A 12,638-nucleotide genomic window follows, 5' to 3' on the forward strand; every position below is an offset into this window, starting at 1 on the left:
CCGAAACCATCCGCTGATTCCGATGCTGCATGAATTGCCCCCCGACGCCCTGACGCTTGGTGCCGACCTGCGCGCGCTGCGCAAGTCGCGCGGGTTGACGCTGACCGCGCTTGCCTCCGATCTGGGCAAGTCCGTGGGCTGGCTCAGTCAGGTGGAGCGTGACATTTCCGAACCGTCGATCTCGGATCTGCGCGATATCGCCGCCGTTTTCGGCGTGCCGATCGCCAGCCTGTTCCGCGCGGCCGCGGCCCCCGGCGAGGAGGGGTTGATCGTGCGCGCCGATGCCCGCCGCCCCATCGGGTCACGCAACGCGGGCTCGGTCGAGGAACTGCTGTCGCCAGACCTGACAGATGATTTTGTGATGATCCACACGACGTTTGAAGCGGGCTCCGAACTCACCTGCGCCGTCGCCCGCCCCACGCAGGAGGTGGGCTATGTCGTGACAGGACAATTCACGCTCTGGATCGACGACACCGCCTTTCACCTGAACGCAGGCGACAGTTTCCGCCTGCGCGGCCAATCCTATCACTGGGTCAACCCGCATGATGCCGCTTGCGTCGTGGTCTGGGTCATCGCTCCGCCGGTCTATTGATGAGCGTCGAAGCCTGGATCATCTTCGCGCTATTCTGGCTCGTTTTCGTGACGACGCCCGGCCCCAATGCCGTCAACTGCATCACGAACGGGATGACCCTGGGCTTTCGCCGCGCGATACCCGCGATTCTCGCGATCCTGACACAGGCAAGCCTGTTCCTCGCCCTGTCCGCACTCGGCGTCACCGCCCTGATCGCCGCTTCACCCACGGTCTTTCTCGCGACGAAACTGATCGGCGCTGGCTTTCTGATCTACCTCGGCATTCGCGGCTGGATCATGGCGTCGCGGCCCGCGCCGCAAGTCCGCGCGACCGGCGGGTCGATTTATCTGCGCGCACTGGCCATCGCCACGATCAACCCCAAATCCGTCGCGGGCTATTTCGCCGCATTCACGCAATTCGTGCAGCCGGATACACCCATCGGTCCGCAGATGTGGGTGATCGTACCCACCGCCCTCACACTGACGGCGCTGTCCTATAGCGGCTACACACTGCTGGGCGTCGCACTTGGCCGCACGGCGCTCGCGACCGTCTTCAACACCGCGTTTCGCCGCGTCATGGCAGTCTGCTTCATCATCTATGGCGTGGCTTTGGGCACCGCCACCACACCGGGGAGGGCGTAATGCTGAATGGAAGTTGTCTTTGCGGCGCGATCACTTTTCAAGCTGACGGAGCGGCGCGTGACCCCGCCGCGTGTCATTGCAGCCAGTGCCGCAAGCAGTCGGGCCATTACTGGGCCGCGGTGCAAGTCGATGACGACAAGCTGATGATCACGGGCGATGTGCGCTGGTATGCATCCAGCCCCGGCGTCCGGCGCGGTTTCTGCCCGACATGCGGGTCTTTCCTGTTCTGGAAGTCCGACGCCGACCCCGACACCGGGGTCGCCCTGGGCGCGCTCGACGGTCCTACAGGTCTGCGCCTGAACCGGCACATCTTCACCGCCGACAAAGGCGATTACTACGACATCACGGACGACGTCCGGCAAGAGGAGCAAGAAACATGAGCGATTTTCCAACTTCGGCCCGCGTGGTCATCATCGGCGGTGGCGTCGTGGGAGTCTCGACCCTCTACCATCTGGCCAAGAAGGGCTGGACCGACTGCGTTCTGCTGGAAAAGAACGAACTGACCGCCGGATCCACATGGCACGCGGCGGGCAACTGCCCGTCGTTCAGCACATCATGGGCGATCATGAACATGCAGCGGTATTCGCTGGGTCTTTACGCCGGGCTGGCGGATGAGGTCGACTACCCGATGAACTACCACGTTACCGGCTCCATCCGACTGGCGCACAGCAAAGAGCGGATGCAGGAATTCGAACGCGCCCGGTCCATGGGAAATTATCAGGGTCTCAGTATCGAGATGATGAACCTCGACGAGATGCAGGCCGCTTATCCGTTTCTCGAAACACACGACCTTGTCGGCGGTCTTTACGATCCCGACGACGGCGACATCGACCCCGCGCAGCTGACTCAGGCGTTGGCCAAGGGCGCGCGCCAGATGGGCGCCAAAATCGAACGCTTCTGCGAAGCCACTGGCGTCACCCAGCACGCCAACGGTACGTGGACGGTCCACACCGCCAAGGGCGATATCGATTGCGAAAAGGTGGTGAACGCGGGCGGATACTACGCGCAGCGTATCGGCGAATGGTTCAAACCCTACGGCGGGCGCACCGTGCCGATGGTCACCATGTCTCACCAGTATTTCCTGACCGAGGAAATTCCCGAACTAAAGAAATGGACAGAAGACAATGGTCGCAAGATTCCGCTGCTGCGCGACGTCGACAGCAGCTACTACCTGCGGCAGGACAAGAACGGTCTGAACCTTGGCCCCTACGAGCGCAACTGCAAGGCCCATTGGGTCACGCCTGACGACCAGATGCCCGACGACTTTAGCTTTCAACTGTATCCCGACGATTTGGAACGTCTGGAATGGTATATCGAGGATGCGATGGCCCGTGTCCCGATCCTGGGCACCGCCGGTGTGGGCCGGGTCATCAACGGCCCGATCCCCTATGCGCCTGATGGCCTGCCACTGATCGGCCCTATGCCCGGTGTCACGAACGCCTACGAGGCCTGCGTTTTTACATTCGGCATCACGCAGGGCGGCGGTGCGGGCAAGGTCATGGCCGAATGGATCGTCGATGGTGCGACCGAATGGGATATGTGGGCCGTCGATCCGCGCCGCTACACCGACTACACCGATCAGGACTATTGCGAAGCGAAGGCGCTGGAAACCTACGGCCACGAATACGGCATTCACTTCCCGCACAAGGCATGGCCCGCAGGCCGCGACAAGAAACTGTCACCGGTGCATGACCGGATTGTGGCACTTGGTGGCCAGATGGGCGCCTACAACGGGTGGGAACGCGCCAACTGGTATGCGCAGGACGGCGACGACACATCGCTGGAGGCGACGGAAACCTGGGGCCGCGCAGGCCCTTGGGAGCCGCGCGTGCGCGAAGAGGCAGAGGCCGTGCGCGACGCCGCCGGTATCCTCGATCTGCCGGGCTTTTCCCGCTACCGCCTGCAGGGCGACGGGGCGGCGGAATTCCTGCGCGCCACCTGCACCGGCGGCATCCCCAAGGTGGGCCGTATCGGGCTTCTCTATTTCGCGGACGACCGGGGCCGTATTCAGACGGAAATGTCGGCGATGCGGCTTGACGAGGATTTCTTTTTCCTGATCACCGCCGCCTCTGCCCAATGGCACGATCTGGAATGGCTGCAACGCCACATGCCCGCTGACGCGAAGTTCACCCTCACCGACGTGACAACCGAATTTTCCTGCCAAATCCTCACCGGACCGAAATCCCGCGACATTCTCGCGGCCTGTTCCGATGCGGACCTGTCGCAGGGCTGGCTGACCCATCAGTCGGCGCAGATCGCGGGTACATGGGTACAGCTGGTCCGTGTGTCCTTTGCGGGCGAACTCGGATGGGAAATCCACAGCAAGGTGGAAGACACACCGCATGTGTTCGCTACTGTTATGGAAGCCGGACAGCCGCACGGACTCAAACCCTTCGGCATGTTCGCCCTGAATTCCCTGCGGATCGAAAAGGGTTACCGTGCGTGGAAGGGCGATCTTTCCACCGATTATTCCATGCTCGAAGGCGGGCTCGACCGTTTCATCAAGCTCGACAAGCCGCAGGACTTCCCAGGAAAGGCGGCGATCCAGTCAGAAAAGCAGCAGGGGATCGCCAAACGCTTCGTCACACTGACGCTCGACGACCCCGGCAAGGCTGACGCCCCCTATATGTCCACCATCCTGCACGACGGTCAGGTCGTGGGCGAAACCACCTCGGGTGCTTGGGGTTACCGCGTCGGAAAATCTATCGCACTTGGTATGATCCGCGCCGATCTGGCTGAACCGGGCACGCAGGTTCAGGTGGAGATCTACGGCAAGACTCACGCCGCCACCGTTCAGCCCGATCAGCCATTGTGGGATCCCGACAATGCCCGTATCCGCGCCTGAGCACGGATAAAGGGGCGGGCCATGGCGAACATCACACTTCTCGACGGCGGCATGGGGCAGGAACTGGTGCACCGTGCCGGTGACCGACCGACGCCGCTCTGGTCAACGCAGGTGATGATCGACCGTCCCGGTCTGGTGGCCGATGTACACCGTGCCTATTTTGCAGCCGGGGCGACCGTTGCAACGACCAATACCTACGCCATTCACCGCGACCGGCTCGCCCCGGCGGGGATCGAGGCACAGTTTTTGCCCCTGCTGGATGCCGCATTGAAGGAAGCTGCAGACGCGGCCCGTTCGGGGACACGCTGCGCCGGGGCGATCGGGCCGCTGATCGCGTCGTATCGTCCCGACATCCATCCGCCCGCCGATATAGCGATCCCGCTTTACACCGAGGTCGCACGGCACATCGCGCCCCACTGCGACCTGCTGATCTGCGAAACGGTCGTATCGCTCGACCATGCGCAAAGTGTGCTGACCGCGGCACTCACCACAGGCAAACCCGTCTGGCTTGCCGCTTCCGTCGATGACCGGGACGGCGCGAAGCTCCGCTCGGGTGAGGCGCTGGCCGATCTGCTCCCTATCGTGCAGGATCGTGCCACAGCGATCCTCATCAACTGTTCCGCACCTGAGGCGGTGACGCAATCACTGCCTATCATCGCCGATGCGGGTTTGCCGTTCGGTGGCTACGCCAACGGGTTCGAGCAAATCACTTCTGATTTCCTGAAAGACCGCCCGACCGTCGACAGCCTGACCGAGCGCCGCGATCTCGGCCCTGAAGCCTATGCCGGGCACGTCATGGATTGGGTCGGGCAGGGTGCCACCATCGTCGGTGGCTGTTGCGAGGTGGGTCCGGCGCATATCGCTGCCATTGCGTCCGCGCTGCGCGATGCAGGTCACCAGATCGTCTGATGGACACGGCTGCGCCTGTCGCCTTCGACATCCTGGTCGCAGATGGATACGTGCTGACCGAACTGGCCGGGGTTGTCGATGTGCTGCGACTGGCGAACCGGGTGTCCAAACGCAATGCGTTTTCGTGGACCTATCGTTCGGTGCGTGGCGGATCTGCCGTCAGCAGCAGCCTTGCGACCATCGCGACGGTTCCGCCGCCGGATCGACCCGCCGCGGACTATGTCGTCGTTATCGGCAACGCGGACCCTGATCACCCGGAATTGTCACTGACACGCACCATCGCACAGTACACGGCCAGGCAGGCGCGTGTGATTCTGCTTTCCGAAGCGGCCAGCCGCTACATCGCGGATAGCGGCGTCGGGGCCGAGCATCATACCACACACTGGGAAAACCGGGCTGTGCTGCTTGAACGGCAGGGGCTGCACGAGACCAAGACCGCGCTTGCCGTCGACACCGGCGCGATCGTGACCTGCGCTGGCATGGGTGCGACCGTGGACATGATGCTGTCGCTGACCGCCCGTCATCTCTCTGCCGCGGCGACGATGACCGTGGCGGATATCCTGCTGCACGAGCGTGTGCGCAACTACAATACCTTGCAGCCGTTTGGGGGGCGTGCGGCCTTTGCTTCGGGTGACCGTGAAATCGACCAATGTGTTGCGATGATGCAGGAGAATATCGAATTTCCGCTGCCGATCAGCACGATTGCCGCGCAGTCGGGTCTGTCGAAACGCTCGCTCGAGCGTCGGTTTCAGGCGGTACTTCACACGACGCCCAACGGATTTTATCGCGAACTGCGGCTTGGCCGCGCCAATAACCTGCTGTTGAACACCGACATGGGCATCCACGAGATCGGTCTGGCCTGCGGCTTTCCATCGGGGTTTTCCGCGATCTACCGGGGCGTGTTCGGAATGACCCCGAACGTGGCCCGCAAGCAGGGTCGCCTCAAATAGCGGATTTGCGTCAACGATGACGCATTTCAGCAGGCACCGGGTTGCGCGCCGTGCCATGGGAAAGCATCGCAACCCGTAACAGGACTCACAGCCATGCCCGTTCCGACCCATGCCCGCGTCGTCATCATCGGTGGTGGTGTTATCGGTTGTTCGGTTGCCTACCATCTGGCGAAACTGGGGTGGAAAGACGTCGTTTTGCTGGAACGCAAGCAACTGACCTCCGGCACCACCTGGCATGCCGCCGGTCTGATCGCGCAGCTGCGGGCCACGGCAAACATGACGAAACTCGCAAAATACAGCCAGGAGCTTTACGGCAACCTCGAGGCAGAAACTGGCGTCGCGACCGGGTTCAAACGGGTGGGGTCGATCACCGCCGCCCTCACCGCCGAACGGCGCGAGGAAATTTTCAGGCAGGCGGCCATGGCCCGCGCGTTCGGCGTGGAGGTCGAGGAAATCAGCCCGACCGAGGTGAAGAAACGCTACGAGCACCTCAACATCGACGACGTGACCGCCGGCGTCTATCTGCCGCTGGACGGGCAGGGCGACCCCGCCAACATCGCGCTGGCCCTGGCCAAGGGCGCGCGGCAGAACGGCGCGCAGATCATCGAACGCACCGCCGTGACCGGGATTGTTCGTGAAGGCCGCCGCGTGACATCGGTCGAGTGGGACGATGGTAAGGAAACTGGCCAGATCGCCTGCGATATGATCGTCAACTGTGGCGGCATGTGGGGCCACCAGGTCGGGCGCATGGCAGGCGTAAACGTGCCGCTGCAAGCCTGCGAACACTTCTATATCGTGACCGAGGCCATCCCCGGCCTGCAACAACTGCCCGTCCTGCGCGTGCCCGACGAATGTGCATATTACAAGGAAGACGCGGGGAAAATCCTGCTCGGCGCGTTCGAACCTGTCGCCAAACCCTGGGCTGTGAACGGCATCCCCGCTGATTTCGAATTCGACCAGCTGCCCGAGGATTTCGATCACTTTGAACCCATCCTCGAACAGGCCGTGAACCGGCTGCCGATGCTGGCCGAGGCGGGCATCCACACCTTCTTCAACGGCCCGGAATCCTTCACCCCCGACGACGCCTACCACCTCGGTCTGGCACCCGAGATGGACAACGTCTGGGTCGCCGCCGGTTTCAACTCCATCGGCATCCAGTCGGCAGGCGGCGCGGGCATGGCGCTGTCGCAATGGATGGACGCGGGCGAAAAGCCGTTTGATCTGGGCGACGTGGATATCGCGCGGATGCAACCGTTTCAGGGCAACAAAACCTATCTGGCCGCCCGCGCCACAGAATCGCTGGGCCTGCTCTACGTCGACCACTTTCCCTACCGCCAGAAGGCCACCGCCCGCGGCATCCGCCGCACGCCGTTCTACGCGCACCTGCTGGACCGTGGCGCGGTCATGGGCGAGCTTGCGGGCTGGGAGCGCGCCAACTGGTTCGCGCGCGCTGGGCAAAAGGCGGAATATGATTACAGCTGGCAGCGCCAGACCTTTTTTGACAACGTCGCTGCCGAACATATGGCGGTGCGCGAAAATATCGGCATCTACGATATGTCCTCCTTCGGCAAAATTCGCGTCGAAGGACCGGACGCGACCGCATTCCTCAACCACATCGGTGGTGGGCAGTACGATGTGCCGGTGGGCAAGATCGTCTATACCCAGTTCCTCAACACGAAAGGCGGGATCGAGGCGGACGTCACCGTCACCCGTCTGTCGGAAACCGCTTACCTCGTCGTGACACCCGCCGCCACACGACTGGCCGACCAGACCTGGATGCGGCGCCACCGCGACACTTTCAACGTGGTCATCACCGACGTCACGGCAGGAGAGGGCGTGCTGGCCGTCATGGGGCCAAACGCGCGCAAACTCCTGCAGGCCGTTTCGCCCAACGATTTTGGCAACGACATCAATCCCTTCGGCACCGCGCAGGAGATCGAGATCGGCATGGCGCTCGCCCGTGTGCATCGCGTCACCTACGTGGGAGAGCTCGGCTGGGAAATCTACATTCCGACCGACATGGCCGCCCACGTGTTCGAGGTGCTGGCAGAGGCAGGTGACGCGCTGGGCGCAAAACTTTGCGGTATGCACATGATGGATACATGCCGGATGGAGAAAGGCTTCCGCCACTTCGGCCACGACATCACGGCAGAGGATCACGTGCTGGAGGCGGGGCTTGGTTTTGCCGTCAAGATGGACAAGCCCGCCTTCATCGGCCGCGACGCAGTTCTGCGCAAACGTGAGACGGGCCTGAAAACCCGCCTTTTGCAATTCAAACTGACCGATCCGGAACCGCTGCTCTATCACAACGAACCGATCCTGCGTGACGGCAAGGTCGTGGGGTATCTGTCATCGGGGGGATACGGCCACGCGTTGGGGGCGGCGATCGGCATGGGCTACGTACCTTGCGCGCCTGGTGAAAAGCTGGCCGATCAACTGGCGAGCGATTACGCCATCGACGTCATGGGCACACGAGTGGCTGCAGAGGTGAGTGCGAAACCGTTCTACGATCCGACGGGCGACCGCGCGAAGGCCTGACACGCAACCAATTCGTTTCAAAGGAATTGGGCAGAACCTCGTCGAGCATTTCAAAAAGACTTTCGTGAAAGTCCGGTCGTGGCAAGCCACCTAAAGAGGGCGGCTTGCCGCCTCTGGTCAGTTTCCGTCCGTGACAGCCACATCCACGGTCACCTGCGGACCCAACGCGTTGAGACCCTTCAGAATGTCGATGGCATAGGCCAGCTGATAGTCTTCTTCGCGCAGGTCGGCTGCAGCTTGCGCACGCTCGCGATCTTCCTCGATCTGGCGAATTTCATCCTCTGTGAGGCTGTCGTTGTCGAGACTGCCGCGCAGGTCCGCTTCGGACCGGAACTGACGTGGTTCATCCTCGCCCTCGGTGTCTTCCTCGACCGGGCGGCGCGGCTGTTCGACGATGATGTCAGGCGAAATCCCCAGCGCCTGGATCGAACGGCCCGACGGGGTGTAGTAGCGCGCTGTGGTCAGGCGCATGGCCCCCTCTCCCTGTAGCGGGACGACTGTCTGCACGGACCCTTTACCGAAAGACTTCGTGCCAACGACGATGGCGCGGCGATGGTCCTGCAACGCGCCCGCTACGATTTCGGATGCCGATGCGGAGCCGCCGTTGATCAGCACGACGATGGGCTTCCCTTCCGCAAGATCGCCCGGCTGGGCGTTGAAGCGATCACCGTCCTGCGGATCGCGTCCGCGGGTCGATACGATCTCGCCCGCGTCGAGAAATGCGTCCGAGACATAGATCGCCTGGTTCAGCAGCCCGCCGGGGTTGTTGCGCAGGTCAAGAACGATACCGTCGATATTGTCGATGCCGCCCGCCGCTTCGACCTGCTCTGCCAGACCCTCCTGAAGGTTCGGAAACGTCTGGTCGTTGAATGTCGTGACGCGCAACACCACGGCATTGCCTTCGGTACGGTGACGCACAGCCGTCAGTTTGATGGTGTCGCGGATCAGCGACACGTCGAAGGGTTCGACCTCACCCTCGCGCACGACGGTGATCACGATCTCTGATCCCACGGGACCGCGCATCAGCTCGACCGCATCGTCCAGCACCAGCCCCAGCAGGCTCTCGCCATCCACCGCGGTAATAAAGTCGCCCGGCTGAATACCGGCATCCGATGCGGGTGTGCCGTCGATGGGCGACACGACTTTCACGAAACCTTCTTCTTGCGTGACCTCGATGCCCAAACCACCGAATTCGCCGCGGGTCTGCACGCGCATATCGGCGGCATCTTCCGCCGAAAGGTAACTGGAATGCGGATCGAGCGATGTCAGCATCCCGTTGATTGCCGCCTCGATCAGGTCCTTCTCATCCACATCCTCGACATATCCCGCACGGATCCGCTCGAAGATATCGCCGAACAGATCAAGTTGTTCATAGACAGAGGCATTGTTGGCCGCTTCCTGCGCGATCAGCGGACCGGCAATCTGCGTCGTCGCGACCAGACCCAGAAACGAACCGCCCGCGGCGGCCATCATCAGCTTTTTCATTCCTCACACCTCAATCTAGTCCAGCGCAAACCACGTGGCCGGGTCGACGGGACTTTGCCCGTCCCTGACCTCAAGATAAAGGGTCTGCGACTGTTCGCCGCCTGTATTTAATGCGCCATTCCCGGCGGAACGGGTCAAAATCGCGTCAACACCCGGCTGATCTCCGCCGAGCAGTCCGATCGGTGTGCCTTCCGGGATCACTTGACCCGGCAGACCATAGACCTCGGCCAGTCCCGCAATCACAAACAGGACGTCTGCCGCCGGTTCCAGAATGACCACGTTGCCGTAGTCCAGCAGGGGTCCGGTAAAAAGCACCGTCGCCGCCACGGGTGTCGTGACGATGGCACGTGGACGGGCGGCGACAATCACGCCGGGTCGCGCCACGCCTGCCGCATCGGGAGCGTTGAACCCGCGCAATACCTGTCCTTGCACCGGCAATGGCAGATCGCCCCGGATTGCTGCGGCGCTGGTGTCATTGGCCCGCCCGCCCGGCAGTGCATCGCGCAGCCCGCTCGCGAAGGCATCCAGCGTTTCCGTGCTGGCCAGCAACAGCGCAGTCTGCACTCCGTCATCCGTGAACCGTTGCGGCAGATCTGTGCGCTCTTGCATGGCGGTGCTGAGGGCTGCGCGCGCGGCCTGCGCGCCCTCCAGCCCCTCTTGCAACGTATCGGTGGCGCTTTGCTGGATTTGCCGCAGCAATGCCACCTCTTCCAACTGGCGGCGCAGCAGGCCGACTTCCGCTTGTAGGGCAGGGGTCAGATCGGCCACGATCATCCCGCCCCGCGCAGTGCCCGTCGGCCCGTTGGGATGCAAAAGCAACAGCGGCGCAGGTGCGCGCCCCATGGATTGCAGTACACCCAGCAATTGACCCACTTCGGCGCTCTTTGCGTCCAGTTGGTTTTCCAGCGTGCGTTGCCGAACGGCGGCACGGCGCAGCCCGTCGCGCATCGCGATCAACCCGTCCTCGTACGCCTGCACCGTCTCCGTCAGCGCCGCGACCCGATCGCGCGCGCCGCCTGCTGCTGCCAACTGTTCTCCGGCAGCGACCAGCCGGGCGGCGGCGGCCTGTGCCACTGCAGCCGGGTCGTCCTGGGCGGCCAGCGGCAGCGCCAGCAAACACAGCAGCGCGGCCAGCCGGATCATCGCGCGATCAGGCTTTCGCCGGTCATCTCTTCCGGCAAGCCGAGGCCCATCAGCTCCAGCAGCGTCGGCGCCAGGTCGGCCAACCGCCCGTCGCGCAGCTTTGCATCCTGCGGCCCGCCGACAAGCGCCACAGGCACCGGATTCAGCGTATGCGCCGTATGCGCGCCGCCCGTCTCCGGGTCGATCATCACCTCACAATTGCCGTGATCCGCCGTGACGATCATCGCCCCGCCAGCCTTCTTCAGCGCCTCCAGCACCTGGCCAAGCCCCTTGTCCACCGCCTCGCAGGCCGCAATCGCCGCCTGCAAGTCGCCGGTATGCCCCACCATATCGGGATTGGCGTAATTGGTGACAATCAGGTCATAGCCCTTTCCGATCGCCCCGACGAACGCATCCGTCACCTCGCCCGCCGACATTTCCGGCTGCAAGTCGTAGGTGGCGACCTTGGGCGATTTCGGCATGTGCCTGTCCTCGCCCTCTGCAGGCGTCTCCACCCCGCCGTTCAGGAAGAACGTCACATGCGGATATTTCTCGGTTTCCGCCAGCCGGAACTGCGTCAGCCCGTGCTTGGAAACCCATTCCCCCAGTGTGTTGGGGATGTTCCGTTTCGGGAAAACCGTGTCGTACCAATCCACATGGCGGTCGGAATATTCCACCATCCCCAGCCGCGCCGACAGCGCGGGCATGTCCCGCGCGAAGCCGTCGAAATCAGGGTCACCGATGGCCGCAAGGATTTCGCGCGCCCGGTCCGACCGGAAATTCAGGCAGAACAGCCCGTCGCCTTCCGCAAACCCTGCGTATTCACCGATTACGGTGGCGGGGATGAATTCATCCGTCTTGCCCGCGTCATAGGCCTGCGCAATGGCTGCCATCGCATCGGGCGCGGTGTCGCCTTTTCCGCGCACCATCGCGTCATAGGCGGTTTCGACCCGTTCCCACCGGTTGTCACGGTCCATGGCGTAATACCGCCCGATCACCGTGCCGATGATCACGCCCTCGGGCAGATCATCCAGCAAGGCACCCACAAAATCCATGGCCGAAGACGGCGCCACGTCGCGCCCGTCTGTAATCGCGTGCAAAACGACAGGAACATCCGCCGTCCGCAGCGCCCGCGCCGCCGCGACGATATGCGCCACATGCCCGTGCACGCCACCGTCAGACGCAACGCCCATCAGATGCGCGACACCGCCACTTTTCTTGAGCGTGGCAATGAAACCCTGAATCGCGGCCTGTCCGGCAAACGACCCGTCCTCGATGGCCAGATCGATCTGGCCCAAATCCATCGCAACCACCCGACCCGCACCGATATTGGTGTGCCCGACCTCAGAGTTACCCATCTGTCCGCTGGGCAGCCCCGCGTCCCGCCCGTGCGTCAGAAGCTGCGCGCGCGGTCCCTGCATGATGCGGTCGAAATTTGGCGTGTCGGCCAGCAGTGGCGCATTGCCCTCTTCCCGCTCGGAAATGCCCCAGCCGTCAAGGATACACAGGACAACAGGCTTTGGCGCGGGCATGGCGATCTCCGTCGTTGGTTTCACGCGATGAGTAGCCTATCGACC

Annotated in this window: 10 protein-coding genes; 7 read left to right on the plus strand and 3 right to left on the minus strand. The window is 63.0% G+C overall.

Annotated features, from left to right (window positions below; all coding sequences use genetic code 11):
• Positions 1-22 precede the first annotated feature (22 nt).
• From AC04PH_RS13305 to AC04PH_RS13335, 7 genes are all read left to right on the plus strand, one after another.
• The gene (locus tag AC04PH_RS13305) at positions 23-592 is read left to right on the plus strand and encodes a helix-turn-helix domain-containing protein (RefSeq protein WP_483066303.1); all 570 of its coding nucleotides are present in this window, start codon (positions 23-25) and stop codon (positions 590-592) included.
• On the plus strand, positions 592-1,212 hold the full coding sequence (locus AC04PH_RS13310) for a LysE family translocator (protein WP_483066304.1): 621 nt from the start codon (positions 592-594) through the stop codon (positions 1,210-1,212). The genes AC04PH_RS13305 and AC04PH_RS13310 overlap by 1 nt, the downstream gene beginning before the upstream one ends.
• The gene (locus tag AC04PH_RS13315) at positions 1,212-1,592 is read left to right on the plus strand and encodes a GFA family protein (protein WP_483066305.1); all 381 of its coding nucleotides are present in this window, start codon (positions 1,212-1,214) and stop codon (positions 1,590-1,592) included. Before AC04PH_RS13310 ends, AC04PH_RS13315 begins: the two co-directional genes overlap by 1 nt.
• Entirely contained in the window at positions 1,589-4,057 is a 2,469-nt protein-coding gene (locus AC04PH_RS13320) for a GcvT family protein (protein ID WP_483066306.1), read from the plus strand. The genes AC04PH_RS13315 and AC04PH_RS13320 overlap by 4 nt, the downstream gene beginning before the upstream one ends.
• Positions 4,058-4,078: 21 nt before the next feature.
• Positions 4,079-4,966, plus strand: a complete 888-nt coding sequence (locus AC04PH_RS13325) for a homocysteine S-methyltransferase family protein (RefSeq protein WP_483066307.1) — start codon at positions 4,079-4,081, stop codon at positions 4,964-4,966.
• Positions 4,966-5,916: a GlxA family transcriptional regulator gene (locus AC04PH_RS13330; RefSeq protein WP_483066308.1), complete on the plus strand. Its 951-nt coding sequence runs from the start codon at positions 4,966-4,968 to the stop codon at positions 5,914-5,916. The genes AC04PH_RS13325 and AC04PH_RS13330 overlap by 1 nt, the downstream gene beginning before the upstream one ends.
• A 93-nt stretch (positions 5,917-6,009) precedes the next feature.
• Positions 6,010-8,454, plus strand: a complete 2,445-nt coding sequence (locus AC04PH_RS13335) for a GcvT family protein (RefSeq protein WP_483066309.1) — start codon at positions 6,010-6,012, stop codon at positions 8,452-8,454.
• A gap of 117 nt (positions 8,455-8,571) precedes the next feature.
• Here the strand turns inward: AC04PH_RS13335 and AC04PH_RS13340 are convergent, their stop codons facing one another.
• The 3 genes from AC04PH_RS13340 to gpmI are packed head-to-tail and all read right to left on the minus strand — an operon-like array spanning position 8,572 to position 12,593.
• Positions 8,572-9,939, minus strand: coding sequence for a S41 family peptidase (locus AC04PH_RS13340; RefSeq protein ID WP_483066310.1), 1,368 nt, complete (start codon positions 9,937-9,939; stop codon positions 8,572-8,574).
• Positions 9,940-9,954: 15 nt separating this feature from the next.
• A complete protein-coding gene (locus AC04PH_RS13345) occupies positions 9,955-11,082 on the minus strand; it encodes a murein hydrolase activator EnvC family protein (RefSeq protein WP_483066311.1) in 1,128 nt (375 codons plus the stop codon).
• On the minus strand, positions 11,079-12,593 hold the full coding sequence (gene gpmI / locus AC04PH_RS13350) for a 2,3-bisphosphoglycerate-independent phosphoglycerate mutase (protein ID WP_483066312.1): 1,515 nt from the start codon (positions 12,591-12,593) through the stop codon (positions 11,079-11,081). Before gpmI ends, AC04PH_RS13345 begins: the two co-directional genes overlap by 4 nt.
• Positions 12,594-12,638: the final 45 nt, after the last annotated feature.

Source organism: Yoonia sp. KMU-150 (assembly GCF_056858355.1).

Bases quoted from the DNA above. Each gene is read 5' to 3' on its own strand.
- AC04PH_RS13305 (WP_483066303.1), top strand. From the start codon at position 23: ATGCTGCATGAATTGCCCCCCGACGCCCTGACGCTTGGTGCCGACCTG.
- AC04PH_RS13310 (WP_483066304.1), top strand. From the start codon at position 592: ATGAGCGTCGAAGCCTGGATCATCTTCGCGCTATTCTGGCTCGTTTTC.
- AC04PH_RS13315 (WP_483066305.1), top strand. From the start codon at position 1,212: ATGCTGAATGGAAGTTGTCTTTGCGGCGCGATCACTTTTCAAGCTGAC.
- AC04PH_RS13320 (WP_483066306.1), top strand. From the start codon at position 1,589: ATGAGCGATTTTCCAACTTCGGCCCGCGTGGTCATCATCGGCGGTGGC.
- AC04PH_RS13325 (WP_483066307.1), top strand. From the start codon at position 4,079: ATGGCGAACATCACACTTCTCGACGGCGGCATGGGGCAGGAACTGGTG.
- AC04PH_RS13330 (WP_483066308.1), top strand. From the start codon at position 4,966: ATGGACACGGCTGCGCCTGTCGCCTTCGACATCCTGGTCGCAGATGGA.
- AC04PH_RS13335 (WP_483066309.1), top strand. From the start codon at position 6,010: ATGCCCGTTCCGACCCATGCCCGCGTCGTCATCATCGGTGGTGGTGTT.
- AC04PH_RS13340 (WP_483066310.1), bottom strand. From the start codon at position 9,939: ATGAAAAAGCTGATGATGGCCGCCGCGGGCGGTTCGTTTCTGGGTCTG.
- AC04PH_RS13345 (WP_483066311.1), bottom strand. From the start codon at position 11,082: ATGATCCGGCTGGCCGCGCTGCTGTGTTTGCTGGCGCTGCCGCTGGCC.
- gpmI (WP_483066312.1), bottom strand. From the start codon at position 12,593: ATGCCCGCGCCAAAGCCTGTTGTCCTGTGTATCCTTGACGGCTGGGGC.